The sequence below is a fragment of the Flavobacterium notoginsengisoli genome, from assembly GCF_042686225.1.
Classification (GTDB): domain Bacteria; phylum Bacteroidota; class Bacteroidia; order Flavobacteriales; family Flavobacteriaceae; genus Flavobacterium; species Flavobacterium notoginsengisoli.
In genome coordinates this window covers 238,952-264,564 of record NZ_JBHUOT010000006.1, presented here as the reverse complement: position 1 = coordinate 264,564, position 25,613 = coordinate 238,952, and the positions used below count along the sequence as shown (strand labels likewise).

The window sequence follows — 25,613 nt, the reverse complement described above, 5'->3', positions numbered from 1 at the left end:
TAAATGAAAAAAAAGAATCTTAGCGTCTCAAAAATTATAATACTCTCGAAACCGTCAAGCCATCGCGGATTGGTAATAAAACTGTCTCCACTCTAGGATCATCTTTCAATAATTGATTGTATTTTAAAAGCACTTTTGTACTAACATCATTTGGATGAACCGGATCCAGAATTTTTCCGCTCCATAAAACATTATCGGACAAAATGATTCCTCCTTTATTCATTTTTGGAACAATCATTTCCCAGTAATTAAGGTAGTTCTCTTTATCAGCATCAATAAAAACCAAATCGAATTTTAAATCTAAATCAGGAATGATATTTACAGCTTCTCCTAAATGCTGAAAAATTTGGTTTCCCCAAGGAGATGCATCGAAATATTTTCTTTGAAAATCGACTAATTCTTCTTTAATATCTATGGTGTGTAATTGTCCGTTTTCCTGCATTCCTTCGCACAAACATAAAGCGGCATAACCTGTATAAGTTCCAATCTCCAAAATATTTACGGGACGAATCAATTTTGATAACATGCTCAAAACACGTCCTTGAAAATGGCCGCTTAACATTCTTGGTAATAATATTTTTTGGTACGTTTCCTTATTTAGTTTAGCTAGCAATTCCGGTTCGTTTTCAGAATGCTGTTCGATGTAATCTTCTAATTCTTGTGATATAAAATGCATGTTGTAGTATCTTGTAATTTCAGAGCAAAAATACAAAAAATATCGGCGCACTATTTTGCATAAAAAAAACCATCCGCCGCAGGCGGATGGTTTCTGTTTATTAGCTTTTAATTAATTTATTTTTTCAAAGCTTCATTTACTTCTTTAGCGGTTTTTACAGTTCCGTCTTTGGCAGCTTTAGCAGCATTTTCAACTTTTTCTGCTCCTTTTTTGGTAGCATCTTTTACATCGGTTGCTGTTTTTTTAGCAGCATTTTCAACATCACTTGCTGCTTTTTTAGTAGCATTTTTAACGTCCTGAGCTGCAGTTTCTGTAGCATCTTTAGCTTTTGTTGCAGCACTTTCTGCTTTGCTTACAGCGCTGTCTTTTACTTCTTCAATGTCAGAAGTAAGAGAATCTACTTTATTGCCAAGAGTTAATTCATCTTCAGCTGGTTTAGGTTCTTTTTTCTCGCATGATTGAACAGCAAACGCTAATAAAGCAACAACAGCTAAACTTAAAATTTGTTTTTTCATAATTACATTTTTTTAGGTTGATAAAACTTAAAGGTTATATGGCTGAAAAATAAAAATACAAATTTTAAAATGATTGAGCTCTTTGTAAGATTATTTTTCTTTTGAGAGCAAAACAATTCCTGTGCCAAATTTTTAATTTTTGTCTGTTCGCTATTTAATTTTTTATGAAGAAAAAAGTTATTTTTTGTATAAACTAAAATTGATTACAATATCGTCTTTTACTTTGATTAAACCAGCCATTTTTACTGGCGGTTCTAATTCGATATCAGAGAATTTTAAACTCAATGTTCCCTGAATTTTGTCATCTGTATTGTATAAAATGAAATCTTTGTATTTTAAAGTTTTGTCTGTAATGTAAAAGTTAAGTCTGCATTTGTAATTTTTACCGCTTGGTTTGATGTCCGAAATAGAAACCGTGCTGTTTGGAAATTTTTTTACTTTGACAGTTCCTTGTAAATCCTTGGTCATGATTTTGTTGCCACAATCAAAGTCAGACATTTTAATTTCGGTATTAAAAGTATTTTTTTTAATGCAGTTAACATAAACCGTATCCTTTATAGTAAAGGTATTAGAGCAATTGTATTTGCCCACTGTAGATAGTCCTGTGATTTCTATTTTAATTTTATTAATTGCCACAGCACTATCTTCTGCGAAAAAAGTGGGTTTAGCACTTCCTAGTAAAAAGAATAGTGCTAAACCCATAATTAATATTTGAAATCTCGTTTTCATTGTTTTTTATATTAGAATGCAATGGTTGCTTCGAATACTAAACCTTCAAATTTACCACCATAAAAGTTGTTTAGATTTCCAGTAGCAGGATCTCCTGTAAATTGTGAATAATCTTTATATTTTTGATTAACGTAGTTTAATTTAGCTAAAATGTTTTTAGTCATAAACCAGCCAGCACTTGCTTCAAATTTATCTACAGTAACCTTTTTGGTATCAGCATTAGATAATTTTCCAGATACAGTATTGTATTTTCCTCCGATATAGAATTGTTCAGTATTTCCAAATCTGTAAATAAGCTCTGAAGCATATTGATTAGCTGTACGTTTGTCATCAGTACCAGCTTTATCTCCTCCTGAAGCTAATTCGATTGTTCCGAAGAATTCAAGTCCTTTATATTTCACAAAAGGGTTAATCATATAGGTAGTAGCCCAGTTTTTGAAATTAGGGTTGAACGTTGCCTCTGGCGTAGATGTTTTGCTGAAACTAGTAGCAACATCTGTAGTAGTTGTAGTAACAACGCCATTAGCATCGGTTTTAGTGATGGTATTTTTATAAGGATTATTGTTTAATATACCCCAATAACCAAAACCTGATCTATTAGCAGAATATATGTTTGCGTTACCAAGATTTGCATTATGATAATAAGAACCTGTTAATCTTACTCTTAAATCTTCATTAAGCTGTTTATCGTAACCTAATTTAGCTAAGATTGAAGGGCTGTGTGTTGTATTAGTGTTTGGTCCGCTAGTGTAAAAAACTTCTTCATTACTTTGATTTAAATTACCATTTGTAACACCTAACATACTTACTAATCCGTTTCTGTTGTAGTAAACCTCCATACCCATTTCTGTAGTGAAAGAATACATGATGTTGTTTCCAACAAATGCATTTCGTATTGTATTACCATTATCAGAACCTCTGAAGTGGGCATCACCAAAATTGTTCTCCATTTGTCCAATTTTAATTGTAGCATATTTCATGAAATCAGCCAGGAAATCTTTTTTGATGAAGTCTAGTTTGTCAATTTGTAAGTATCCACCTTTCACATAAGAATCATTATGGTGTCTTGAAGCTAAATAAATATCTAAATTTACTCTTACCCCGTCAAACAATTGAGCGCCAATATACATATCAGCTCCAGGAAGAGTAAAATTGTTTTCAGTATTCATCAAACGATATCCGGTAATTGATCTAACAGTAGTCCCTGTAGCTGTAGTAGTCGTAGTCGTAATACTAGCAGGTTGGTCGTTGAATGAATTTGTTGCCTGGAAATCCATATTGAAAGCACCACCAAGGTCAATACTTAGGCCTTTAAATTCTCTAGTGTCTTTTTGTACGTCGAAAACATTGATACCATCTTTACTTCTAGAGATTTGATTTTGCATGTTTCCAAAGCTGACTTGTGCATTAACAGCAAACGTACTTATTAATGTAATAAATAGGATATAAATCTTTTTCATGGCGGCTATAGATTAAAGTTTAAATTAAATTTTAGAGTTAGGTCCTGACCTGTTTTAATGGTTCCCAACATTGCAGTTGGTGATTTCATTCCGAAATCTGTAAAAGTGATTTTGTTAGATCCCTGAAGATTTAAACCATCTTTTGTGACAGTTGTTTTTGCTGTAGTTTTATAAACTTTGCTAACTCCTGCAATGGTGTAAGTTCCAGTTAATTCCCAAGTAGTTTCGTTTACTTTTTCGGCAGATTTTAGAACATATTTAATGTTTTTGTTTTTGTCTGTTTTTAAAGTTTCGTAAGCTACTTTATCCATGCTTTTTTTCTCGCTTTTTACCGTTTCAGCCGGAAGAGTTATTGTTAAAGCATCGATGTCAGTTAATTTTCCGTTAGCAATATTTAAAGATGCTGTTCCGGTTCCGGAAGCCGATTTCATTTCCCAATCATGAAGTGTTGAAGTTCCAGCAACAGAGAAAGTCGATTTACTGTCTAAATTGTATGATTTTTGTGCTGAAGTAATTGAAGTGATTCCTAAAAATGCGGTTACAACTGCGAAAATTTTTAATGTATTTGTTTTCATGTTTGTCATGTTTTTTATTGTAAAAGAATAAGTTAATAAGTCGGCCAGTTTCTATTTAGTACTAAGAATGTTGTTTTAACTTGTATCAAAGATCCTCCTATAAATCAGGGAAATACATGATAAAAATCATTGTTAAAATTTTATTAAATAGGTATTTAATAACTACAACGTTTTCATTTTTTACGAAATCGATCACTAAGGCAAAAAAGAACGTAGAATTTTATTGAATTATGAATTTTTAAGATTTTGGAAGTAAGAATCTCCGAAATAATTAGGAAGATTTTTAACAGTCAAAAACGTTTTTATTTAGCTTAAAATAATGTTGAATATTACCGTAAGATCTTTTCCTGCTTTTACAACACCAAGAGCCGCTTTTGGAGGAGCCATTTCAAAATCGGCAAAAGTGATTTGATTGGAACCTTGTAAAGTAAATGTTCCATTATTATAGGTCACTCTTACTTGTGTGACAAACTCTCTGCTTACACCTGCAATGGTATAAACTCCAGTAAGATTCCAAGTGGTGTCGTCTATTTTAGTAGCAGATTTCAAAACGTATTCAATGTTTTGATGATTTTCGGTGTCTAGAGCTTCATAAGCCACTTTGTCCATACTAGTTTTATAACTTTTTAAACTTTCTGCTAATAATGAAATGTTTAAACTGTTTATCCCAGTTAGTTTAGAATCTTTAATAGTTAAGTTGGCTGTTCCTGTTCCTTCTGTAGATTTCATTACCCAATCGTGTACAGTTGAAGTTCCTGCAACTTCAAAAGTGGAGCTTGCATTTACATTAAAAGTTCTTTGCGCGTTTATTTGTAACGAAGTGGTTGTAAAGAGTACCGTTAATAGGATTGATTTAATTGTTTTCATCTTGATTATGTATAGGTTAATTTTAATCAGGAGAGTTCTGTAGCGTGGTTGTGAACTGACCTTATTTCTTGGATCAAAATTATTGTTCACATAAAAGAAACGGAATGATAAAAATCATGGCAAAAGTTTTATTAAATCTTTATTGTAAAGGATGAATTGTAGAGGTTACTTATATAGGAAGGATTTATGAAGAATGGTTTCGATTGTAAATATTTGTCTTTTATGGAGTTGTATGTTTTTTTGCGAAAGCTTTAATGATTCGCTTTTTTTGAACTAGGTTTTAAGAATATGTCTAAAAAGCAAAGAAAAATGACAAAAGTGATTAACTTTGCAGCATGCAAATGGAGAAAAAAGACATACGCGCCTTATCAAAAGATCAGCTTCGTGATTTTTTTATTGAAAACGGAGATAAAGCGTTTCGTGGTAATCAGGTTTATGAATGGTTGTGGAGCAAAGGAGCTCACAGTTTTGAAGACATGACAAATGTAGCCAAGACTACAAGGTCTATGCTGGAGAATAATTTTGTAATCAATCATATTAAGGTTGATACCATGCAGAAGAGTAGTGACGGAACTGTAAAAAATGCCGTAAGACTTCATGACGGACTTGTAGTGGAATCGGTTTTAATTCCGACAGATACCAGAACTACGGCTTGTGTTTCAAGTCAGGTTGGATGTAGTTTAGATTGTAATTTCTGTGCTACAGCACGATTAAAAAGAATGCGTAACCTGGAACCAGGCGAAATTTACGATCAGGTTTTGGCTATTGATAAAGAAAGCCGTTTGTATTACAATCATCCGCTTTCGAATATTGTTTTTATGGGAATGGGAGAGCCTTTAATGAATTATAATAATGTCATTAAAGCAATCGATATGATTACTTCAGAAGAAGGTTTAGGAATGTCTCCAAAAAGAATTATGGTTTCGACTTCCGGAATTCCGAAAATGATTAAAAAAATGGCAGATGATGATGTGAAGTTCAAATTAGCCGTTTCTCTGCATTCAGCAATTGATGAAACTCGTGCGAGAATTATGCCTTTCAGTAAAAACTTTCCGTTAAAAGATCTAAGAGAAGCTTTAGAATATTGGTACAGAAAAACCAAAAGTAAAATTTCATACGAATATGTAGTTTGGAAAGGAATCAACGACGACAAAGCTTCGGTTGACGCTTTAGTGAAATTCTGTAAATATGTTCCATGTAAAGTGAATCTAATTGAATATAATCCAATTGATGATGGCGAATTCCAGCAAGCATCAGAAGAAGCTATTATGGCCTATATAAAAGCCTTAGAAAATATTGGAGTAGTGGTAAAAGTAAGAAGAAGCCGAGGAAAAGACATTGACGCAGCCTGCGGACAACTAGCCAACAAAGAAGCGTAAAAAAAATATTCGCCAGAATACCATACTCCGCTAGGAGTATCTCATCGGTAGAAAAAATATGACGTAGATGTAATATATACATTTGGGATATTTGACATTGCACGATAAAAAAAGCATTAAAAACAGAAGCTATCTGTTCTTAATGCTTTTTTTGGGCAAAAAGGATTTATTTTTTCAAATCAATTTCTTCTGTAACCCCGTCTTTGGTTACCGTTGCAAGAGAGTCACAGTCTCCGCTTCCATAATCTATAGTCGCCGAAGCACCATTTTTAGTAACAGAAACAATTCCTTTTACAGCAAAAGGTTTTCTGCAAATTGCATTAAATTCTAAAGGAGTTGTAATTTCTGCCGAGTATGTATCGCCGTTAGGGAAAGTTGTTGAACCGCTTCCTGTCACTACAAAAACATTGTCATCCCAATCATACCAGGTGTCATAGCCCGAAGTCATTTCTTTAATTAAAGTTCCTTTTCTGGTGTAAACACTACCATCGTCAAAAGTAATCGTTAGATCTATAGAAGCTGTAGAAACGGGATGAGCCGTAACCAGCAGATTGGTTTCTTTAATGGTTCGAACAATGCTTTTACTTCCCTGAAGTTTTTTACCATTATGATAAAATCCTTCAAAAGTGTAACTAATGGTTTGAGTAGAAGAACTAAAATCATTAGAAAAAGAAACAACCATCTTTCCTTTAACCGTATTTCCATTATTCAAAGTACAGCCTTCTACACCAAAGTCCACAGTTTTTGTCCAGGTGTTATTCGTTAAAACAGTTGTTATAGTGGCACAGCTTGGAAGGAAATTCTTTTTAGGGCCACCATATTTTGAATTTATATTAAGTTGTGAAGTAAATTGATCTTCGGCAATATTCGTAACATCATCTACAGTGGCATCGATTTTAGAATTGGTAATAATTTCTTCGTTTGTAATCGCTGTTCCTGATCCATCATTTGTTTTTTCATCAGAATTACAGCCGATGAAAAAAGACATCGTAATACAAGTGCTAAGTAATAAAAATTTTGTTTTCATAAATAAATAGTTTTGGGTTCTTCTTTTAAATAAATGAATTCAAATCAGTATTAGTTAGAGCTATTTTTGGTGGGTGTTTTTAGATTAAGACGTAAAATTTTAAAATCCTAACCTAAAATACACAACGTATTTTTATTTAAAATAGTATATTTGAAATCTAAATGAATATTACGTCTCAAATAAAGCAGCCTATTTTTAACGAGATGGAACTTTTTGAAAAGAAGTTCCATGAATCGATGTCTTCAAAGGTTGCCTTACTAAACCGAATCACTTATTATATCGTAAATCGCAAGGGAAAACAAATGCGTCCGATGTTTGTTTTTCTTACTGCAAAAATGGTTTCTGGAGGAACTGTAAACGAAAGAACCTATCGTGGAGCTTCGGTTATCGAATTAATTCATACCGCAACTTTAGTACACGATGATGTGGTGGACGATAGTAATCGCCGTCGTGGATTTTTCTCTATCAATGCACTTTGGAAAAACAAGATTGCTGTTTTGGTTGGAGATTATTTATTGTCTAAAGGTTTATTGCTTTCTATCGATAATGGCGATTTTGATTTATTGAGAATTATTTCGGTTGCTGTTCGTGAAATGAGCGAAGGAGAATTACTTCAAATCGAAAAAGCAAGAAGACTGGATATTACCGAAGACGTTTACTACGAAATCATCAGAAAGAAAACGGCAACGCTTATTGCTGCTTGTTGTGCGCTTGGTGCAAAAGCTGTAATCGAAGACGATGTTCAGGTAGAAAATATGCGAAAGTTTGGTGAATTGATCGGAATGGCATTTCAAATCAAAGACGATTTATTTGATTACAGCGAAGAAGCCATTGGAAAACCAACTGGAATTGATATTAAAGAGCAAAAAATGACTTTGCCTTTAATTCATGTTTTAAATACTTGTACACCGCAGGAAAAAAAGTGGTTAATCAACTCCATCAAAAACCACAACAAAGACAAAAAACGCGTAAAAGAAGTGATTGCCTTTGTAAAAAATAATAATGGTTTGGCTTACGCCGAAAATAAAATGGTTGAATTCCAGCAAGAAGCACTTTCATTACTTCAAAACTTTGAAGATTCTGAATATAAAGAGGCGCTGACCTTGATGGTGAATTATGTTATTGAAAGAAAAAAATAAGTTTCTTTAATTAGATAATTAGGAAATTTTCCAATTAGATAATTGAGTTGACCATAAAATAAAAAGACCTCTTTTAAAATTTTAAAAGAGGTCTTTTTTTATGAAAGCAGATTTACTCTGCGGGTTCAATTTCCGTCTCGGCTTCTGGTTTTTTCTTAAATTGATCGATTACACTCAATAATCCCATCAAGCTAAATATTCCCCATCCAATTGCCCAATACAAGCTACTGTTTGAAGTGTTTTTTCCTTTTTCCTTTTTCAGTTCTCCTTTTGGATCAACAAGATTAAAATTTGGGTCGGTTTTCAGGTAATAAACTGTCAATTTGTTTGTTTTTGGGAGATCAGTATTGAAAGTGTGTTCTCCTTCGTAGTTGTTTCCATCGATATCAAAATGATATCTAAATTTGTAGGTTTTCATTGGTATCCCGGCAATTTTAATGGTGGTTTCTTTGTATTCATTATACAATTCTGCCTGAACTGTCGAGTTGTCAAAAATCATTTTTTCGTAATTAGAAATAGCCTTGTTGTCGCCTCCTTTAATATATTCGCCTGCACAATTTTTGCAACAGAAAACCGCAATAAGAAGAACTACAATAGATCCGAATTTGTCTCTCATTTAATTAGATTTAGGTTGTTTTTGGTAAATTTTCGAATGTAAATATAAGAGATTTAATACGTAAATAAATACTAATTTAATAATTGTTGAAATAACGTTTTTAAGTAATGAGAACGCCTATTTACACCTATTCAGAAGAATTTTGTTTAAGTTTACAGGGAATAAAATTTAAAAATTCGACTCAATTTTTGGAATTTGAATTTTATTTTTTTTGAAAATTTTTCACTCCCATGCAACCATTTCAAATCGACAATCGTCTATGCTAATAGAAGTCTGTTTCTAAAACCAAAAACCGAAAAGCTTATTAATGAAAATTATTTCCTTACATCAAGAAGAAACCAAAATCATAAAGCTGGCTGTCGAGAACAATCGTCAGGCACAACAGCAGATTTACGGTAAATATTCTTCAAAAATGTTAAGTGTATGCCGTCAATATATAAAGGACATTCAATTGGCAGAAGATGTAATGATAACGGCTTTCATGAAAGTGTTTACCAATTTAAGCAAGTTTGAACACAAAGGAAGTTTTGAAGGCTGGATTCGTCGCATCATGGTAAACGAATGTATTTCTTATTTAAGAGTTCAGAAAAAAGTAAAATTTGCTGAAGATGAGTTTTTTGTAGAAGAAAGCTTTAATGAAATCGACAGTCAATTTACCGTAGAACAGATTCAGTATTTGATTGATGCTTTGCCGGACGGCTATAAAATGGTTTTCAATTTATACGCCATTGAAGGTTACAAACACAATGAAATTGCCAAGATGTTAGGAATTAATGAAGGAACATCAAAATCGCAATTATCGCACGCCAGAAAAATGCTGCAAACACAAATTACTATTTTAAAAAAACAAGATAATGGAACCGAATAATTTTGAAAAGGATTTCCGTGAAAAACTAAACCAACGCCAAATAGAACCAAGCAATAAAGCCTGGGATCGATTAGACGCTATGTTGAGTGTAACAGAGGAAAAGAAGCCTAAGAAAAACAGAAAGTGGCTGTATATCGCTGCAAGTTTTATCGGATTTTTATTGGTTGGAACAATCTTTTTCAATCAAAATAAAAACGCAGTTATTGCGCCAAAAACAGTTGTTGTAGAAAAAGAAACCGAAAAAGAATCGGTTGCAGAACCGGTTTTAAATACTTCGAATTCTGTAAAAAAAGAAGTTGTTGTTTCTGAAAAGCCTTCAGAAGTAATTTCAAATAAGGTAGAAAAAACAAGTAATCCAATTTCAAATAAAACCAGTAAAAATGAATCAAATCAAATAGCGGAGTCTTCAATCATCATCAAAAACAATCAGGAAAAACAATCAGTAAACAATCAAACTGTAGTTGCAGATAATTCTAAAAAGGAAAATATCGATAAACTATTAGAAACAGCAGAAAGTACGATTCTGGCAGAAAATACAGTAAAATCTAAGCCAAAAGTAAAAATCAATGCAAATGATCTGTTAGATCAGGTTGATGGAGAACTGGAACTTTCGTTTAGAGAAAAAATGATAGCGAAAATTAATAAAAGTTATCACACTGTAAAAGTTGCGGTAGAAAATCGTAATGTTAAAAATTAAATATAATCATCAATCAAATCAATCAAAAAAAGTAATCATGAAGAATTTTACAATTTATTTATTTCTCTTAGTTTTCTTATTTGTTACCAAAATGGTAGGACAGGAAACTTTTGAGAACAAAGCAAAAGCTATTGCTGTTACTATCGAAAAAATAACCAATGAAGAGAAAGCAGCATTGAAAAAAGAAGTTGACGAGGTTAATAATCAATTGGTCGAAGGAACGATTTCAAAAGAAGAAGCAGAAAAAAAGAAAAAAGATTTTGCTGAAAAAAGAGCCCGAAACATTGAAAACAGAGTTGCCATTGAACAGGAAAAATTAGAAGAGCTGGTTCAGCAAAAAGTAGACGGAAAGATAAATTACAGTAAAGAGAAAGGTGGAGCTGTATTATATATTGGCAGTGGCAGTGATTCAATTAAATCGAATCAGACAGAAATAAAAATTCCTGCAATGAAAGTCTATGAGGGGCAGGATGATAAAGTAAAAAGAGAATCAAAAAGAACCACTTCTCAGTTTGTATTTGCTATGGGCTTAAATAGTACAATGGTTGATGGTAAACTACAGGATTCAAATTATAATTTTATTGGTTCACATTTTTACGAATGGGGTTTGACTTTTAATTCCAGAATTTTAAATGATAATAATTTACTTCACGCAAAATACGGACTTTCCTTAATGTATAATAATCTTCGACCAACAGATAATCGCAGTTTTGTTGTGAATGGAGATCAGACAGATTTAGTAACAAATCCGATACATTTAAAAGAATCCCGATTTAGAAATGTGTATTTAGTTGCGCCTGTTCATTTGGAGTTTGATTTTTCGAAAGATGGAAATCATGACGGAAAATCATATTACAGAACACACAAAGGATTTAGAATGGGATTTGGAGGATATGCCGGAATTAATGTGAAATCGAAACAGATTTTGAAATTTGAAGATAATGATTATAAAACCACACAAAAAACAAAAGGCGATTATAATGTAAATAACTTTGTTTATGGATTAAGTTCTTATATAGGTTATAAAGAGATAAGCTTGTATTTGAAATATGATTTAAATCCTGTCTTTAAAAATAATGCAGTTGATGAGAATAATATTTCATTAGGTATTCGCTTCGATTTCAATTAAGAATAAATTAAGTTTAGTTAGTCAGAAAAGCATCTTTATACGAGATGCTTTTTTGTTTCAAAAAAGCAGTAAAATTCCAATCGGATTTACGTAATTTTACAAGCTCCTAATTTTTAAAATATTTTACACTTTGATTTCACAAAAGACCATTGATACTGTTTTTGAAACCGCTAGAGTAGAGGAGGTTATCGGCGATTTTGTGAATTTGAAGCGCGCAGGAAGCAATTTCAAAGGGTTAAGCCCATTCTCAGATGAGCGCTCTCCGTCGTTCATGGTTTCGCCTGCAAAAGGAATCTGGAAAGATTTCAGTACAGGAAAAGGCGGGAACTCTGTTAAATTCCTAATGGAACATTCGCAATTTACTTATCCGGAAGCCATTCGGTATTTAGCCCGAAAATACAATATAGAAATCGAAGAAACCGAACAGACAGATGCAGAAAAAGCGATGACAGATGTTCGCGAAAGTATGTATTTGGTTTCTGAATTTGCTGCGAAATATTTTCACGACGTACTCTTAAATAATGAAGAAGGGAAAGCGATTGGATATTCTTATTTTAAAGAAAGAGGATTCACAAATGAAACCATCAAAAAATTCAATTTAGGATACTCTCCGGAAACTTGGGATGCTTTGACGAAAGAAGCCTTAGGAAAAGGATATAAATTGGAATTTTTAGAAAGTACAGGTTTGACTATTGCCAGAGAAGACCGTCCGTTTGACCGATTTAAAGGACGCGTAATGTTCCCTATTCAAAGTATGTCAGGGCGTGTTTTGGGTTTTGGAGGACGTATTTTAACCAATGATAAAAAAGCTGCTAAATATTTAAACTCGCCTGAAAGTGATATTTACCATAAAAGTAAAGTGCTTTACGGAATATTTCATGCCAAGCAATCTATTGCCAAACAAAATAATTGTTATTTAGTTGAAGGTTATACTGATGTTATTCAGTTTAGCCAAGCTGGAATTGAAAATGTTGTGGCTTCATCTGGAACGGCTTTAACACCAGATCAAATCCGTTTGATTAATCGTCTGACCAGAAATATAACCGTTCTTTTTGATGGAGATGCGGCTGGTTTGCGAGCATCCATTCGAGGAATTGATTTGATTCTGGAAGAAGGAATGAACGTAAGGGTTTGTTCTTTTCCTGATGGGGAAGATCCAGATAGTTTCGCCCGCAAAAATTCACATGATGATTTAGTTACTTATTTAGAAGAAAATAGTAAAGACTTTATACAGTTTAAAGCTTCTATTTTGATGAATGAAGCTAAAAATGATCCAATCAAAAAAGCCGATTTGATTCGTGATATGGTGACAAGTATTTCTAAAATACCGGACCGTATCCAGCGTGAAGTTTATATTCAGGAATGTGCCCGAATTATGGATATTTCGGAGCAGGTTTTAGTAAGCACATTAGCGCAGCTGATTCAAAAAGATCTTGCGGAAGCAAACAAAAAGCAAAAACAAGAACAAAAACCTTTTGAAGTTCATAGAAACCAGCCTCCAAATGCGGGAACATTCTCAGGAGGAGATCCTGAAGATCCAAGAAATGGTCCGCCGGAAGGTTACGATTATCCGGGAGATCCGGGATATTATCCGCAAGAACAAAATCAAAAAATTGATATTTTATATGGTTTCGAAAGGAAAGTCATTGAGGTTTTGCTTTTGTACGGAAGTGTAGTAGAAGATTTTGAAGATGTTTTCCTGAAAGCAGATGAAGAAGGAAATGTGAAAGAAGTTTCGGAAAAAAGAAAATATAAAGTATTCGAAAAAATATATTTAAGTCTTCAGGAAGATGAGATAGAGTTGTCGAATGTTTTATTTCAAAATATTTACACTAACATTATTGATTTTTATAATCAGAATGAGACCTTTAGTTTAGATAAATATTTGATGCACTTAGAGCCTGAATTTGCTCAGGAAGTAACCAATATTTTGATGGAAGACGAAAGACTGACCATTCATAATTGGGAAGGACAGAATATTTTTCCAAAACAAAAAAGTGAAACAATCGAGCAGAATGTTTCTGAGACAATATTTGCAATGAGATGGTATTTGGTGTCTGCAATTATTGCAGAATTAAAGAATTCTCTTTTAACCAATCCGCAAGAAGACAATTCAGAAATTTTGAGTATGGTTATAGATTATTCTAAATTGCTGAATAATTTTTCTAAAAAGCTTGGACGCGTGGTGGTGCCTTACCACTAAAAAAGAAAAAACTCTATCTTTTTGAGGGATCAAAATAGATAGAGTTTTATAAAAGTTTGAAAAGCTTAATAACTAAGCTTTTCGATTTAAATTTAGATAATTTCTAAAGTCTTAGCTTTGTTAACTAAGTCAACTAAATTAGTAACATTTAATTTAGTCAATAATCTTAATTTGTAAGTACTGATCGTTTTTTCGTTCAGGTTTAAGATTTTAGAGATTTCATTGTTTTTCTTTCCATCACTTAAGTAACGTAAAACTTCAATCTCGCGATTAGAAAGTTTTCTGTACAGACGCTCACTTTTGCTTTGTTTAGCAATAAGGGCCATGTTTTTGCGTACTGTTTCGTTGATGATGATTTTTCCTTCTTGTACTTTAATAATAGAATGTCCTAGAGTTTCTAGTTTTTCTGTTTTGTGTACATACCCGGAAACTCCTGCTTTAATTGCGTTTGGAGCGTACATTTGCTCAGCAAGATCACTGAAAATAACAATTTTTGTTTTTGGGAAATTTTTCAGGATTGATTTGATTTCAAAGATACTGGAAAGACCTTCTAATTCTAAATCTAAAATTAGAATGTCGATTTCCTTCGTTTGAAGAATATCTCTTACCATTGAAAAATTGCCTACGTTGGCAACAATTGAAATTTGATCGTGGTCTTTGAAATAAGACTTAACGCCAAAGTGCGTCACAGGATGATTGTCTGCTAGACATACTTTAATCATAATTTTTACCTTTTTTAGAATTGTTCATGTTTTTGGAACTGTAAAATTAATAAATAAATTCTGTAGTTTATAGCTGACAAATGTTAAAAAAAATTATTTTAACGTTTTTGGTATAATGCAGACCGGAATTGGGTCCATTTTATGCTTGTTATTGGTGTTTAATCGTTTATAAATTTCAAAGACAGATTTTTCTCTCCCGTCAAAGTCAGCTGCCGTCTTTCCTGACTCCGCGGCCAACATTGCCCATTCCAATTCATCATAACTTGCTCCCAATTGGTCTTCATCGGTACGATTATCCCCAAATAATCCATCTGTAGGTGCTGCTGTTAAAATTGATTGTGGAATTTCTAAAAATTCTCCTAAAGCATAAACATCAGATTTCATTAAATCAGCAATCGGGCTCAAATCAACACCACCATCTCCATATTTAGTATAAAATCCTACTCCAAAATCTTCCACTTTATTTCCAGTTCCGGCAACTAATAAACCATGAATTCCGGCTAAATAATATAAAGAGGTCATTCTTAAACGAGCTCTTGTATTTGCTAGCGCTAAACTTACTTTTGCTTCGTCATCGGTTTTAGGAACAGCACTTTTAAAAGATTCGAAAACTCCGGTTAAATCAGTTTGTACATCAGAAACATTTGGGAAACGTTTTTTGAGTTGTTCAATATGTTCTTTTGCTCTGTTTACCTGGCTTTCTGCCTGATGAATTGGCATTTCCACGCATAAAACTTTCAGTCCGGTTTGTGCACATAAAGTTGAGGTTACAGCAGAATCTACGCCTCCGGAAATTCCAATAACAAAACCGTTTACTTTTGCATTAGCAGCATAATTTTTTAGCCACTCTACAATATGTGTATTTACTTTTTCTGTCTGAATTGTGCTTTTTTTAGCCATAATAGTTTAAGTTTTAAAGTACAGGGATGTATATTTGCAGAATTATTTTTAAGTACATAGTTGCTTAAAATTCTGGTAACACAAATCTAATTAAAATAAAATGAAAATATATCGCTTTGCAGTGGTTCTATGCCTGTTTTTTTTGTCTTGCGGACAAAAATCCAAGGTTGAAAAAGAAGTAGAAGAAATACCTGTAGATATTAAGGTAGAACGTTTTGATAAGGTGTTTTTTGAAACAAAACCTCAGGATCTTGCAAAGGTTAAAAAACAATATCCTTTTTTCTTTCCGGCAGGAAATGATGACAATGTCTGGCTTCAAAAGATGAACGATCCAATTTGGAGAGAAGTTTATGATGAGGTGCAAAAAAAATACAGTAATTTTGAACCTGTTCATAAAGAATTTAATGCTCTTTTTCAACATATAAAATATTATTTTCCGAAAACTAAAACACCAAAAGTTATAACAATAATTGGAGAGATGGATTATACAGCAAAATCAATTTATGCAGATAGTCTTGTTATTGTAGCTTTAGAGCTTTATCTTGGAAAGGAACATAAGTTTTACGAGTTTCCAAATTATTTAAAACAGAATTTCGAAGAAAAACAAATCATGCCTGATGTAGTTTCCAGTTTTTCTTACCGAAATATTTCAAATTCAGTAGATAAAAGTTTGGTTTCACAAATGATTTTTGAAGGAAAACAGCTTTATGCGAAAGATTTGCTTCTTCCGGATTATACTGATGCTGATAAAATGGGATATACACCGGAACAGATTAAATGGTGTGAGGAAAATGAAGGGTATATGTGGCGTTATTTTATAGAAAATGAAATGCTTTACAGCGACGATCCAAAATTAACTTCAAGATTTATAGCGCCAGCTCCTTTTTCTAAATTCTTTTTAGAGATTGATAACGATTCTCCAGGCCGCGTCGGTGCTTGGATTGGGTGGCAGATGGTACGTTCTTACATGAAAAATAATAGTGATGTTTCTTTAGCTGAATTATTTAAAATTCAGCCAAAAGAAATTTTTGAAAAATCAAAATATAAACCTAAGAAATAATGGCAAATATAAACTCAGAGATTAAATTCAATATAGAATTAGACGAAAACCGTGTTCCGGAAAAATTAACCTGGAGTGCACAAGATGGTGGTGTACAAGCCGAAGAGGCAAAAGCAATCATGCTGTCGATTTGGGACAGTAAAGCAAAAGAAACAATGCGTATCGATTTATGGACAAAAGATATGCCGGTAGATGAAATGAAGATTTTCTTTCACCAGACTTTGGTAGCAATGTCAGATACTTTTAAACGTGCTACAGACGATGAAAAAATGGCTGATACAATGAAAGATTTCTGCGATTATTTTGCAGAGAAATTAGAATTAACAAAACAGTAAAAAGTTTACGTATATAGAAATCTCAAATTCCAATTTTTGAACTTGGAGTTTGGGATTTTTTATTGTTTGTATTGAAATAAACTGGTCAGAATTTTCAGTTTTTTATTAAATATTAATGCTTAATTATTGTATTTGAACGAGTTTGAACATAAATTGTAAAAAAGATTTGTTTAATATGTTACTTTAGTGAAGTAAATTTAAAATATGTTGTTTCCGTTTTTAGTAAGTCTTGTGGGACTATTCTTTTTGTTGATAAATAGTATTTCTTTTTACAAGACGCGAAAAAATAAAGATCTCCATTATAAAATTATAATGGTTTATTTGATTTGTTTATTTGTGCATGAATTGTTTTGTAACATAATTGGATTTTATGCTCCCGGATCCAATTTTTTCCTTTCACATTATTATTTTATTTTTCAGTTTATTGCTTTAAGTATATTTTTTCGAAGTTTGTTTTCGAATTTTATTTTGAGAAAAGTAATTCTTTTTTTTCTGGTGCTGGTTTTGATTGTATTGGCAATACAATACTACAAAACACCCGATCTTTATTGGAGATTTAATTTGTTGGAAATTGGAATCACTTCAACGTTGTTAGTTTTGTATGCATTGATTTACTTGATTCAGAACTTTAAAAACATAAAGGCAGAGTATTTGTTTTTCTCCAATGGATTGATAATTTATCTCGTCAGTAGTTCTACTATTTTTTTAAGTGGTAATTCTGATTCGGTCATTTTTACAGAGCCATTTATTTTGGATTTTTGGTTTTTTAATTCTTTGTTCTATATCTTATATCAGTTTTTAATCTTTAAAGAATGGAAAGTTTTGAATAAGAGATTTCGATAAATAAAAAATCTAAATTCCGTAATTTTAAAATAGAGTTTTAATGTACAGATCTTTTCTTAACATCTTTAAAAATACGTTTTAATGCTCCTGTCATTAAGGCATTTGAATTTTTATAAAGAGTTACATTATCTATAAGTTTACTCGATTTTTCGGTTTCCCACATCGATTTTGTATTGCCTTTGTTGGTTATGCCTACCACTTTTTGAGAATAGATTATTTGCTGTAAATTCAAATCGTATATTTCCAAAGTTACTGAAGCTTCGTTTTTTTCCGAGCCATATTCGGTTTGGTAAAGTTCTATAGAAGATAAATCGCTTTTATCTTTTTTTGTCGAAATGTTGATAAAGAAATCAAAACCTGTTCCGTCTTTTAACTCTTTTAATTTTATGCTGTTAGGATTTAAAGGAATTTTTCGAGTTATAAGTAATCCTTTTGCATCATGAATATAAGTTACTCGATCGCCTACATTTTTTTTGAAGAATTTTAAGGATTCCTCAGTCAATTTTTCTTTTGAGTTTTTTGGGCAGTCTAATTCATTTAAAAGCCATTTTCCAGAAGAAAAATCAACTCCGGTTCTTTGTCCGGTTGTGAACATATAATGCGACGATTGACAAGAAAAGAGTAATAAAGAGGAAATGCAAAAAGCAAAACAAATTGATTTTAAGTTGTTCATTGGTTAGATTTGATAGGGTCAAATATAACTTAAAAAAATATTTTACTTAAGATTTTTCTTTAAAATAAAAATTCCAATCAGTACGATTGGAATTTAGAAATTTTATGTTTGGAATTTAGCGTCTTAGATAGAATTTAAAAATCCGCTGTTGTTTTTAAAAACCTCTTGGTTGACTTCATCGATATAAGACAGAAGTTCTTCTTTTCCAATTGACTCTGTAGATGAGGTTACAAAATATTGTGGCATTTCAGCCCAATTGTTGGCATACATTTGTTTTTTATAAGCGGCAATATGAGAGTCTATTTTAACTTTACTGATTTTATCAGCTTTAGTGAAAATAATACAAAACGGAATTTCGCTTTCGCCCATGTACGACATAAACTCAATGTCGATTTTTTGAGCTTCATGTCGTATATCAATCAAAACAAATGCACACACTAATTGTTCTCTGTTTTCAAAGTAATCAGTGATAAACTGTTGGAAAACAGATTTCGTTTTCTTTGAAACTTTAGCATAACCATAACCCGGTAAATCGACCAAAAACCAATTGTTGTTGATTTTAAAGTGATTTATTAGTTGGGTTTTTCCGGGTCTTCCAGATGTTTTGGCTAAATTCTTATGGTTGGTAAGCATGTTTATTAACGATGACTTACCTACATTTGATCTTCCTATAAAGGCATATTCCGGCAAAAAATCCTTAGGACATTTTGAGGCGTCAGAATTGCTGACAATAAATTCGGCGGTGTTAATTTTCATGTTTCTTAGTTTTAAAACCTCCTAAAAAATAAATAGTAATGGCTTATAAATTCTTTTCAGTAAGCCATTTTTCAAGAATTTCGTTAAATTCTTCCGGGTGTTCCATCATTGCAGCGTGGCCACATTTATCAATCCAGTATAACGTAGAATTTGGCAATAATTTATCAAATTCTTCTGCTACATTTGGTGGTGTAACAGAATCATTTTTACCCCAGATGATACAGGTTTCAACGTCCATTTTTGGCAAATCCTTAGCCATATTGTGACGAATTGCGCTCTTGGCAATCGTTAAGGTTTTAATTAATTTGATGCGGTCATTAGCGGTTGCATACACTTCGTCAATTAGTTCAGGTGTTGCAATTTTTGGATCATAAAAAACATCTTCAGCTTTCTTTTTGATGTATTCATAATCTCCTCTTCTTGGGTAACTGTCTCCCATTGCGCTTTCGTAAAGTCCGGAACTTCCGGTGATTACAAGTCCTGCGACTTTTTCAGGATATAGCTTTGTGTGATACAATGCAATATGTCCTCCTAAAGAATTTCCCAGAAGAATTACTTTGTCAAACCCTTTAAAAGTGATAAAATCTTTTACGTACTTGGCAAAACTTTTTACGTTCGTTTTTAAAATGCTTTGTGTGTATATTGGCAAATCCGGGATAACAACTTTATATCCTTTTGTTGGGAAGTATTGTGCTACACCATCAAAGTTACTCAGCCCTCCCATTAACCCATGCAGAATAACGATAGGTGTACCTTCTCCAGCTTCAAAATAGCTGTATTTGCCTTCTTTTTTGTAGTGTTTGTCCATCTAATCTAATGCCAATTTCAATTTCGACAAATATAGGGTTAAATAAATAAAAATGAATTTTTGCTGCCATTTTTTAACTAGATAATTTCAGTAGAATTTCTAATTAACTTAAAATCAGTAATTAATGTCTTATTTGCAAAATTACCTAAATGTTAAGAAATCTGCATTATAATCAGTTTTTTAAGAAAATTAGCGCATTATTTTTTTGAATGAATAATGGAATTATAAATCTGTTAATTATTAGTTAAGATATTGATTAGTTGATGGTTATATGGAGTGGTAGTAAAGCGGTTAAACTTATTAACAAAGTGGTATAAAGTGGTAAAATGTGGTATTTTTTTTTATATTTTTGCTGTATAACATGTTAACTAGTTTTTTTGAACACAATTGTTGGAACATATGAATGTAAAGTCGATGCTAAAGGGAGGCTAATGATGCCTGCACCTTTGAAAAAGCAATTGACAGCTTCTCTTCAAAGCGGATTTGTTTTGAAGCGTTCTGTTTTTCAGCCGTGTTTAGAATTGTATCCTATGGAAGAATGGGATGTAATGATGAAAAAAATCAACAAGCTTAATCGCTTTGTAAAAAAGAACAACGATTTCATTAGAAGGTTTACTGCTGGTGTTAAAGTGGTTGAGGTTGATGCATTGGGAAGACTGCTGGTTCCAAAAGATTTGGTAACGTTTGCAAGTATTTCTAAAGATGTGGTTTTTTCATCGGCGGTTAATATTGTAGAGATCTGGGATAAGGATTTATACGAAAAATCAATAAGTGGCGAAGATATGGATTTTGCAGATTTAGCCGAAGAAGTAATGGGAAATATTAATGACGACGAAGATGGAATATCATAATCCGGTTTTGCTTCATCCAACAGTTGATGGTTTAGATATTAAACCTGATGGCGTGTATGTAGATGTTACGTTTGGAGGCGGTGGTCATTCAAAAGAGATTTTAAGAAGATTAGGACCAAACGGAAGGCTGTTTGCATTTGACCAAGACGAAGATGCGTTGGCAAATGCATTACCAGACGAAAGGTTTACTTTGATAAATGAGAATTTTAGGTTCATAAAAAGGTTTTTACGTTTTCATGGAGTAAAAGAGGTAGATGGAATCTTGGCAGATTTGGGAGTTTCATCACATCAGTTCGATGTTCCGGAAAGAGGTTTTTCAACCCGATTTGATGCCGAACTGGATATGCGGATGAGTCAGAAAAATGATTTAAATGCTTATCGGGTGGTTAACGAATATGAAGAACAGGATTTACGTCGTGTTTTTTTTGATTATGGGGAGTTGAAAAACGCACCGGTTTTGGCAAGAACAATTGTTGAAGCGAGAAAAGATTATCCGATCAAAACGACAGACGAATTAAAAGACGTTCTGAAAAAGTTTTTACCAGAGAAAGTTCGAAATAAAATCTTGGCTCAGATTTATCAAGCCATCAGAATTGAGGTCAATCAGGAAATGGATGTTTTGAAAGAGTTTATCGAACAGTCGTTAGAGATTTTGAAACCAGGAGGAAGATTTTCTGTAATCTCATATCATTCTCTAGAAGATAGATTGGTAAAAAGATTTATCAAAAATGGAATGTTTGAAGGAGAGCCAGAAAGAGATTTTTACGGAAACTTTTCAGTTCCGTTTAAAACAATAGGAAAATTAATTGTTCCCGATAATGAGGAAATCAAAATAAATAATAGAGCAAGAAGTGCCAAATTAAGAGTTGCAGAAAAGCTATAATATATATTAAGGTAGGAAATAATGAAAAGTGGTGTATTTAGCATATTAAAAGCAAGGTTCCTGATTCATGAAGATGCAGTAAAAAACTGGAGATTTATTGTCTTTATAATTTTACTGGCCATTTTGATGATTGCCAATACACAGCGATACGAGCAGAAAGTTTTTGAAATCGCGAAATTAAATAATGAAGTAAAAGAATTGCGATCTGAATTTGTTGATCGACGTTCAGAATTGCAGAAACTAAAAATGGAGTCTACTGTAACAAGTGAAATGGAAAAAAAAGATATTCATCCGTCGACAGTTCCTCCAGTAAAAATAGAAGTTAAAAAAGAAGAAGAAAAAAGTTTCTTTAAAAGAATATGGCAGTAGACGATAAACATATATCCTACAGAATTTACCTCGTAGCATTTTTCATCTTTGTGATGGCAATTGCTATTGTTGTTAAATTAACCAATATTCAATGGGTTGAAGGTGATTATTACAGAAAACTGGCGAAGCAGCGTACCGTTAGAAATTTTGTAATTCCTGCCAACAAAGGAAATATTTATTCTGCTGATGGAAGCTTACTGGCAACTTCAATTCCGAATTATGAGATTCGTTTTGATGCAAAAGCGCCTAAAACAGAAACTTTTGAAAAATATGTAAAGCCCTTGTCAGATTCATTGGCAACTGTTTTAGATAAACCAAGCAGTTATTTTCAAAAAGAATTAAGAAAAGCGCGTGAGAATAAAAATCGTTATTATTTGATCGCTCGCAAATTGAGTTATACAGAATATGTAAAAATAAAAAGTTTTCCATTGTTCAATTTAGGGGCTTTTAAAGGTGGAATTATAATTGAACAAGAAACCGTTAGAAAACATCCAATAGGTAAAATTGCTGAAAGAACTATTGGTTATGACAAAATTGACCCTGCAACTGGAGTAGAAGTTGGAAAAGGAATTGAGTGGGCTTTTAAAAATTATCTAAACGGAAAAGATGGTAAAATTCTAAAGCAAAAAATTGCAAAAGGACAGTGGAAACCGATTCGTGATGTAAATGAAGTAGATCCAATTGATGGTTACGATGTGATTTCGACGATAGATGTTTTTATTCAGGATATTGCACATCACGCTTTGCTGAAACAATTGGAAGATTACGAAGCAGATCACGGTTGTGTGGTAGTAATGGAAACAGAAACAGGTTATATAAAAGCGATTTCGAATTTAGGAAGAGCAGAAGATGGGTCTTATTACGAGACAACAAATTATGCGGTTGCTGAATCTCATGAACCTGGATCAACTTTTAAATTGGTGGATTTAATGGCGATTTTAGAAGATAAAGTAGCTGATACAAGTACGGTTTATGATAGTCATGGCGGAGAAATCAGATATTATGGAAGAGCCGTTCGTGATTCGCATAAAGGGGGTTACGGGAAAGTTTCTTTAGCACGTGGATTTGAGCTTTCGTCAAATACAGTAATGGTTCAGGCAGTTTATGAAAATTACAAAAGCAACCCCTCTAAATTTGTAAATCATATCAATGAATTGGGTTTAAATAAGCCATTAGGATTACATTTTAAAGGAGAAGGAAGGCCTTATATTCCGCAACCGGGAGATAAGCACTGGTCAGGAACTACGCTTCCATGGATGGCTTTTGGGTATAACGTTTCGGTTACACCAATGCAGACTTTAACCTTATATAATGCAGTTGCAAACAATGGTGTAATGGTAAAACCACAGTTTGTGTCGGAAATAAAAGAATGGAACAAAACCATTAAAAAGTTTGATACAGAAGTAATGAATCCAAAGGTTTGTTCGCCGGAAACACTTAAAAAGGTAAAAGCAGTTTTAGCGAATGTGGTAAAAAAAGGAACAGGTTCTAAGTTGTATTCGAAAGATTTTTCAATGGCAGGAAAAACAGGAACAGCTATGGTAAATTATGGTAATGCAGGAAGAGAGGGAATGTATTATGCTTCTTCTTTTGCAGGATATTTTCCAGCTGATCACCCTAAATATTCTTGTATTGTCGTGGTTCATAAACCCAATACATCAAAGAATAATTATTATGGAGCAGACGTAGCAGGACCGGTTTTTAAAAGAATTGCTCAAAAGATTTTTACAGATGCACCTTCGACAAATAAAATTAAAAAATTAGATACTAGGATTCCAAAGCAGGATGACAGTTATAATAAATATACTGTTGAAGCCAATAAAAAGATTAATCAGATTCCTAATTTAAAAGGAATGCCGGGAATGGACGCAATTGCTTTACTGGAGAATTTAGGTTTGAAAGTAAAAGTAAATGGAATGGGGAAAGTGAAGAATCAATCAATTCAGGCAGGAACAAGTATTAGCAAAAACACAACAATTGTACTAGAATTATCGTGAAAGCATTAAAAGACATATTATATAAAGTAGCTATTGAATCTGTAAAAGGTTCGACAGAAACTCCTATTCATAAAATTGAATTTGATTCACGTAAAGTAGAAGCAAATGATGTTTTTGTGGCAATTCGTGGTTCACTTTCAAATGGACACGATTATATAGATAAAGCAATTCAGTTAGGAGCAAAGACGATTATTTGTGATACGCTTCCTCAAAATATAGTAAACGAGGTAACTTATGTTCAAGTAAAAGATACCAATACGGCTTTGGCTTTTATGGCTGCTAATTATTTTGAAGATCCTTCTGCAAAACTAAAATTAGTTGGTGTAACAGGAACAAATGGAAAAACGACAATTGCGTCATTATTGTTTCAGTTGTTTCAAAAAGCAGGTTTCAAAGTTGGCTTGTTGTCAACAGTAAAAATCGTAGTAGATCAAACTGAATATCCTGCAACGCATACAACGCCAGATTCGTTAACCATTAATCATTATTTAAATGAAATGGTTGAGGCCGGAGTTACGCATTGTTTTATGGAAGTAAGTTCACACGGAATTCATCAAAAACGTACAGAAGCTCTTCATTTTGTAGGCGGAATTTTTACAAATCTTTCACACGATCATTTAGATTACCATCCAACATTTGCAGAATATAGAGATGTTAAGAAATCATTTTTTGACTCGCTTCCAAAATCAGCATTTGTATTGTCAAATATTGATGATAAAAATGGTTCTGTAATGTTGCAAAATACCGTGGCTAAAAAACTGACTTATGCTTTAAAGTCTTATGCAGATTATAGAGCTCAGATTTTAGAAAGTCAATTATCAGGATTATTATTGAAAATTAACGAAAATGAAGTTTGGGTAAAGCTAATCGGTACTTTCAACGCTTACAATGTTTTAGCGATTTATGGAACAGCAGTTGAGCTTGGGATTGATAGTCTTGAGGCATTGCGTTTATTGTCCGATTTAGAAAGTGTTTCAGGTCGTTTTCAGTACATCGTTTCAGATGGTGGCATTACCGCTGTTGTAGATTATGCACATACACCAGACGCTTTAGAAAATGTTCTAAAAACTATAAATGATATTCGTACTAAAAACGAACAATTGATTACAGTTGTGGGTTGCGGAGGAAATCGAGACAAGACCAAACGTCCAATTATGGCTAAGATTGCTTCAGATTTAAGTGATAAAGCAGTTTTGACTTCGGATAATCCAAGAAATGAAGATCCGGAAGTTATTTTGGATGAAATGGAGCAGGGAGTCGAACCTCAGAATTATAAAAAAATGCTTCGAATTACAGATAGAAAACAGGCAATTAAAACAGCTTGTCAATTGGCTCAGCCTAAAGATATTATTTTAATTGCAGGAAAAGGGCATGAAACGTATCAGGAAGTAAATGGTGTTCGTCATCATTTTGATGATATGGAAACAATTAAAGAAATTTTAGAACAATTAAACAAATAACAATCAATTATTAAGTTCAAATACCACCAAAATGATTGGAATTTGGAATTTCAAAATTGGAATTTAAAAAATAGAA

Annotated in this window: 26 protein-coding genes; 13 read left to right on the top strand and 13 right to left on the bottom strand. The window is 32.7% G+C overall.

What is annotated here, in order from left to right; translation table 11 throughout:
• Positions 1–34: 34 nt before the first annotated feature.
• The 6 genes from ACFS3A_RS15445 to ACFS3A_RS15420 form a co-directional block, all read right to left on the bottom strand.
• Positions 35–676, bottom strand: coding sequence for an O-methyltransferase (locus ACFS3A_RS15445; RefSeq protein ID WP_379826464.1), 642 nt, complete (start codon positions 674–676; stop codon positions 35–37).
• 116 nt (positions 677–792) lie between these two features.
• Complete coding sequence (locus ACFS3A_RS15440) at positions 793–1,191, bottom strand: hypothetical protein (protein ID WP_379826463.1); 399 nt, start codon at positions 1,189–1,191, stop codon at positions 793–795.
• A gap of 177 nt (positions 1,192–1,368) precedes the next feature.
• A complete protein-coding gene (locus ACFS3A_RS15435; protein WP_379826462.1) occupies positions 1,369–1,920 on the bottom strand; it encodes a hypothetical protein in 552 nt (183 codons plus the stop codon).
• Positions 1,921–1,931: 11 nt separating this feature from the next.
• Positions 1,932–3,380 (bottom strand): hypothetical protein, encoded by a 1,449-nt coding sequence (locus ACFS3A_RS15430; protein WP_379826461.1) that lies wholly within the window; start codon positions 3,378–3,380, stop codon positions 1,932–1,934.
• A 5-nt stretch (positions 3,381–3,385) separates the two neighbouring features.
• Positions 3,386–3,955 (bottom strand): YceI family protein, encoded by a 570-nt coding sequence (locus ACFS3A_RS15425; protein ID WP_379826460.1) that lies wholly within the window; start codon positions 3,953–3,955, stop codon positions 3,386–3,388.
• A gap of 306 nt (positions 3,956–4,261) precedes the next feature.
• A complete protein-coding gene (locus tag ACFS3A_RS15420; RefSeq protein ID WP_379826459.1) occupies positions 4,262–4,822 on the bottom strand; it encodes a YceI family protein in 561 nt (186 codons plus the stop codon).
• Between the two features lie 335 nt (positions 4,823–5,157).
• On the opposite strand from ACFS3A_RS15420, the gene rlmN reads away from it, so the two are divergent.
• Positions 5,158–6,201 (top strand): 23S rRNA (adenine(2503)-C(2))-methyltransferase RlmN, encoded by a 1,044-nt coding sequence (gene rlmN, locus ACFS3A_RS15415; protein ID WP_379826458.1) that lies wholly within the window; start codon positions 5,158–5,160, stop codon positions 6,199–6,201.
• Positions 6,202–6,367: 166 nt separating this feature from the next.
• On the opposite strand, the gene ACFS3A_RS15410 is transcribed toward rlmN, so the two are convergent.
• Positions 6,368–7,228, bottom strand: a complete 861-nt coding sequence (locus ACFS3A_RS15410) for a hypothetical protein (protein WP_379826457.1) — start codon at positions 7,226–7,228, stop codon at positions 6,368–6,370.
• A 161-nt stretch (positions 7,229–7,389) separates the two neighbouring features.
• Between ACFS3A_RS15410 and ACFS3A_RS15405 the strand changes: the two genes are divergently transcribed.
• The gene (locus tag ACFS3A_RS15405; RefSeq protein ID WP_379826456.1) at positions 7,390–8,367 is read left to right on the top strand and encodes a polyprenyl synthetase family protein; all 978 of its coding nucleotides are present in this window, start codon (positions 7,390–7,392) and stop codon (positions 8,365–8,367) included.
• A gap of 112 nt (positions 8,368–8,479) precedes the next feature.
• On the opposite strand, the gene ACFS3A_RS15400 is transcribed toward ACFS3A_RS15405, so the two are convergent.
• Positions 8,480–8,983, bottom strand: a complete 504-nt coding sequence (locus ACFS3A_RS15400; protein WP_379826455.1) for a hypothetical protein — start codon at positions 8,981–8,983, stop codon at positions 8,480–8,482.
• A gap of 307 nt (positions 8,984–9,290) precedes the next feature.
• On the opposite strand from ACFS3A_RS15400, the gene ACFS3A_RS15395 reads away from it, so the two are divergent.
• From ACFS3A_RS15395 to dnaG, 4 genes are all read left to right on the top strand, one after another.
• Entirely contained in the window at positions 9,291–9,851 is a 561-nt protein-coding gene (locus ACFS3A_RS15395) for an RNA polymerase sigma factor (protein WP_379826454.1), read from the top strand.
• A complete protein-coding gene (locus tag ACFS3A_RS15390; RefSeq protein WP_379826453.1) occupies positions 9,838–10,548 on the top strand; it encodes a hypothetical protein in 711 nt (236 codons plus the stop codon). The genes ACFS3A_RS15395 and ACFS3A_RS15390 overlap by 14 nt, the downstream gene beginning before the upstream one ends.
• 37 nt (positions 10,549–10,585) lie before the next feature.
• Positions 10,586–11,677: a hypothetical protein gene (locus ACFS3A_RS15385; RefSeq protein ID WP_379826452.1), complete on the top strand. Its 1,092-nt coding sequence runs from the start codon at positions 10,586–10,588 to the stop codon at positions 11,675–11,677.
• A 130-nt stretch (positions 11,678–11,807) separates the two neighbouring features.
• Positions 11,808–13,880 carry a DNA primase gene (gene dnaG, locus ACFS3A_RS15380; RefSeq protein ID WP_379826451.1) on the top strand — a complete coding sequence of 691 codons (2,073 nt, stop codon included), beginning with the start codon at positions 11,808–11,810 and terminating at the stop codon, positions 13,878–13,880.
• 92 nt (positions 13,881–13,972) lie between these two features.
• On the opposite strand, the gene ACFS3A_RS15375 is transcribed toward dnaG, so the two are convergent.
• Both ACFS3A_RS15375 and nadE read right to left on the bottom strand, forming a co-directional pair.
• Positions 13,973–14,602, bottom strand: a complete 630-nt coding sequence (locus ACFS3A_RS15375) for a response regulator transcription factor (protein WP_091492550.1) — start codon at positions 14,600–14,602, stop codon at positions 13,973–13,975.
• Between the two features lie 93 nt (positions 14,603–14,695).
• On the bottom strand, positions 14,696–15,502 hold the full coding sequence (nadE, locus tag ACFS3A_RS15370; protein WP_379826450.1) for an NAD(+) synthase: 807 nt from the start codon (positions 15,500–15,502) through the stop codon (positions 14,696–14,698).
• Positions 15,503–15,602: 100 nt separating this feature from the next.
• Between nadE and gldB the strand changes: the two genes are divergently transcribed.
• Both gldB and gldC read left to right on the top strand, forming a co-directional pair.
• Positions 15,603–16,562 carry a gliding motility lipoprotein GldB gene (gene gldB / locus ACFS3A_RS15365; RefSeq protein ID WP_379826449.1) on the top strand — a complete coding sequence of 320 codons (960 nt, stop codon included), beginning with the start codon at positions 15,603–15,605 and terminating at the stop codon, positions 16,560–16,562.
• Complete coding sequence (gene gldC / locus ACFS3A_RS15360; RefSeq protein WP_186296587.1) at positions 16,562–16,897, top strand: gliding motility protein GldC; 336 nt, start codon at positions 16,562–16,564, stop codon at positions 16,895–16,897. Before gldB ends, gldC begins: the two co-directional genes overlap by 1 nt.
• Positions 16,898–17,777: 880 nt before the next feature.
• On the opposite strand, the gene ACFS3A_RS15355 is transcribed toward gldC, so the two are convergent.
• From ACFS3A_RS15355 to ACFS3A_RS15345, 3 genes are all read right to left on the bottom strand, one after another.
• Positions 17,778–18,335 (bottom strand): hypothetical protein, encoded by a 558-nt coding sequence (locus ACFS3A_RS15355; RefSeq protein WP_379826448.1) that lies wholly within the window; start codon positions 18,333–18,335, stop codon positions 17,778–17,780.
• A 201-nt stretch (positions 18,336–18,536) separates the two neighbouring features.
• Positions 18,537–19,169, bottom strand: a complete 633-nt coding sequence (gene yihA / locus ACFS3A_RS15350; protein ID WP_379826447.1) for a ribosome biogenesis GTP-binding protein YihA/YsxC — start codon at positions 19,167–19,169, stop codon at positions 18,537–18,539.
• Between the two features lie 43 nt (positions 19,170–19,212).
• Complete coding sequence (locus tag ACFS3A_RS15345) at positions 19,213–19,977, bottom strand: alpha/beta fold hydrolase (protein WP_263524363.1); 765 nt, start codon at positions 19,975–19,977, stop codon at positions 19,213–19,215.
• A 377-nt stretch (positions 19,978–20,354) separates the two neighbouring features.
• Here ACFS3A_RS15345 and mraZ point away from each other — a divergent pair, with 377 nt between their 5' ends.
• From mraZ to ACFS3A_RS15320, 5 genes are read left to right on the top strand one after another with little or no spacing between them, the layout of a single operon-like run.
• On the top strand, positions 20,355–20,828 hold the full coding sequence (gene mraZ / locus ACFS3A_RS15340) for a division/cell wall cluster transcriptional repressor MraZ (RefSeq protein WP_379826446.1): 474 nt from the start codon (positions 20,355–20,357) through the stop codon (positions 20,826–20,828).
• Positions 20,803–21,711, top strand: a complete 909-nt coding sequence (rsmH, locus tag ACFS3A_RS15335; RefSeq protein ID WP_379826445.1) for a 16S rRNA (cytosine(1402)-N(4))-methyltransferase RsmH — start codon at positions 20,803–20,805, stop codon at positions 21,709–21,711. Before mraZ ends, rsmH begins: the two co-directional genes overlap by 26 nt.
• Positions 21,712–21,732: 21 nt before the next feature.
• Positions 21,733–22,080, top strand: coding sequence for an FtsL-like putative cell division protein (locus ACFS3A_RS15330; RefSeq protein WP_379826444.1), 348 nt, complete (start codon positions 21,733–21,735; stop codon positions 22,078–22,080).
• A complete protein-coding gene (locus ACFS3A_RS15325) occupies positions 22,071–24,077 on the top strand; it encodes a penicillin-binding protein (RefSeq protein WP_379826443.1) in 2,007 nt (668 codons plus the stop codon). Before ACFS3A_RS15330 ends, ACFS3A_RS15325 begins: the two co-directional genes overlap by 10 nt.
• Positions 24,074–25,537 (top strand): UDP-N-acetylmuramoyl-L-alanyl-D-glutamate--2,6-diaminopimelate ligase, encoded by a 1,464-nt coding sequence (locus tag ACFS3A_RS15320; RefSeq protein ID WP_379826442.1) that lies wholly within the window; start codon positions 24,074–24,076, stop codon positions 25,535–25,537. The genes ACFS3A_RS15325 and ACFS3A_RS15320 overlap by 4 nt, the downstream gene beginning before the upstream one ends.
• Positions 25,538–25,613: the final 76 nt, after the last annotated feature.

Bases quoted from the DNA above. Each gene is read 5' to 3' on its own strand.
- ACFS3A_RS15400 (WP_379826455.1), bottom strand. From the start codon at position 8,983: ATGAGAGACAAATTCGGATCTATTGTAGTTCTTCTTATTGCGGTTTTC.
- gldB (WP_379826449.1), top strand. From the start codon at position 15,603: ATGAAAATATATCGCTTTGCAGTGGTTCTATGCCTGTTTTTTTTGTCT.
- gldC (WP_186296587.1), top strand. From the start codon at position 16,562: ATGGCAAATATAAACTCAGAGATTAAATTCAATATAGAATTAGACGAA.
- ACFS3A_RS15345 (WP_263524363.1), bottom strand. From the start codon at position 19,977: ATGGACAAACACTACAAAAAAGAAGGCAAATACAGCTATTTTGAAGCT.
- ACFS3A_RS15445 (WP_379826464.1), bottom strand. From the start codon at position 676: ATGCATTTTATATCACAAGAATTAGAAGATTACATCGAACAGCATTCT.
- ACFS3A_RS15425 (WP_379826460.1), bottom strand. From the start codon at position 3,955: ATGAAAACAAATACATTAAAAATTTTCGCAGTTGTAACCGCATTTTTA.
- ACFS3A_RS15375 (WP_091492550.1), bottom strand. From the start codon at position 14,602: ATGATTAAAGTATGTCTAGCAGACAATCATCCTGTGACGCACTTTGGC.
- ACFS3A_RS15395 (WP_379826454.1), top strand. From the start codon at position 9,291: ATGAAAATTATTTCCTTACATCAAGAAGAAACCAAAATCATAAAGCTG.
- ACFS3A_RS15325 (WP_379826443.1), top strand. From the start codon at position 22,071: ATGGCAGTAGACGATAAACATATATCCTACAGAATTTACCTCGTAGCA.
- ACFS3A_RS15390 (WP_379826453.1), top strand. From the start codon at position 9,838: ATGGAACCGAATAATTTTGAAAAGGATTTCCGTGAAAAACTAAACCAA.
- nadE (WP_379826450.1), bottom strand. From the start codon at position 15,502: ATGGCTAAAAAAAGCACAATTCAGACAGAAAAAGTAAATACACATATT.
- ACFS3A_RS15410 (WP_379826457.1), bottom strand. From the start codon at position 7,228: ATGAAAACAAAATTTTTATTACTTAGCACTTGTATTACGATGTCTTTT.
- ACFS3A_RS15330 (WP_379826444.1), top strand. From the start codon at position 21,733: ATGAAAAGTGGTGTATTTAGCATATTAAAAGCAAGGTTCCTGATTCAT.
- yihA (WP_379826447.1), bottom strand. From the start codon at position 19,169: ATGAAAATTAACACCGCCGAATTTATTGTCAGCAATTCTGACGCCTCA.
- ACFS3A_RS15420 (WP_379826459.1), bottom strand. From the start codon at position 4,822: ATGAAAACAATTAAATCAATCCTATTAACGGTACTCTTTACAACCACT.
- ACFS3A_RS15430 (WP_379826461.1), bottom strand. From the start codon at position 3,380: ATGAAAAAGATTTATATCCTATTTATTACATTAATAAGTACGTTTGCT.
- ACFS3A_RS15405 (WP_379826456.1), top strand. From the start codon at position 7,390: ATGAATATTACGTCTCAAATAAAGCAGCCTATTTTTAACGAGATGGAA.
- ACFS3A_RS15355 (WP_379826448.1), bottom strand. From the start codon at position 18,335: ATGTTCACAACCGGACAAAGAACCGGAGTTGATTTTTCTTCTGGAAAA.
- rsmH (WP_379826445.1), top strand. From the start codon at position 20,803: ATGACGACGAAGATGGAATATCATAATCCGGTTTTGCTTCATCCAACA.
- ACFS3A_RS15440 (WP_379826463.1), bottom strand. From the start codon at position 1,191: ATGAAAAAACAAATTTTAAGTTTAGCTGTTGTTGCTTTATTAGCGTTT.
- ACFS3A_RS15435 (WP_379826462.1), bottom strand. From the start codon at position 1,920: ATGAAAACGAGATTTCAAATATTAATTATGGGTTTAGCACTATTCTTT.
- rlmN (WP_379826458.1), top strand. From the start codon at position 5,158: ATGCAAATGGAGAAAAAAGACATACGCGCCTTATCAAAAGATCAGCTT.
- ACFS3A_RS15385 (WP_379826452.1), top strand. From the start codon at position 10,586: ATGAAGAATTTTACAATTTATTTATTTCTCTTAGTTTTCTTATTTGTT.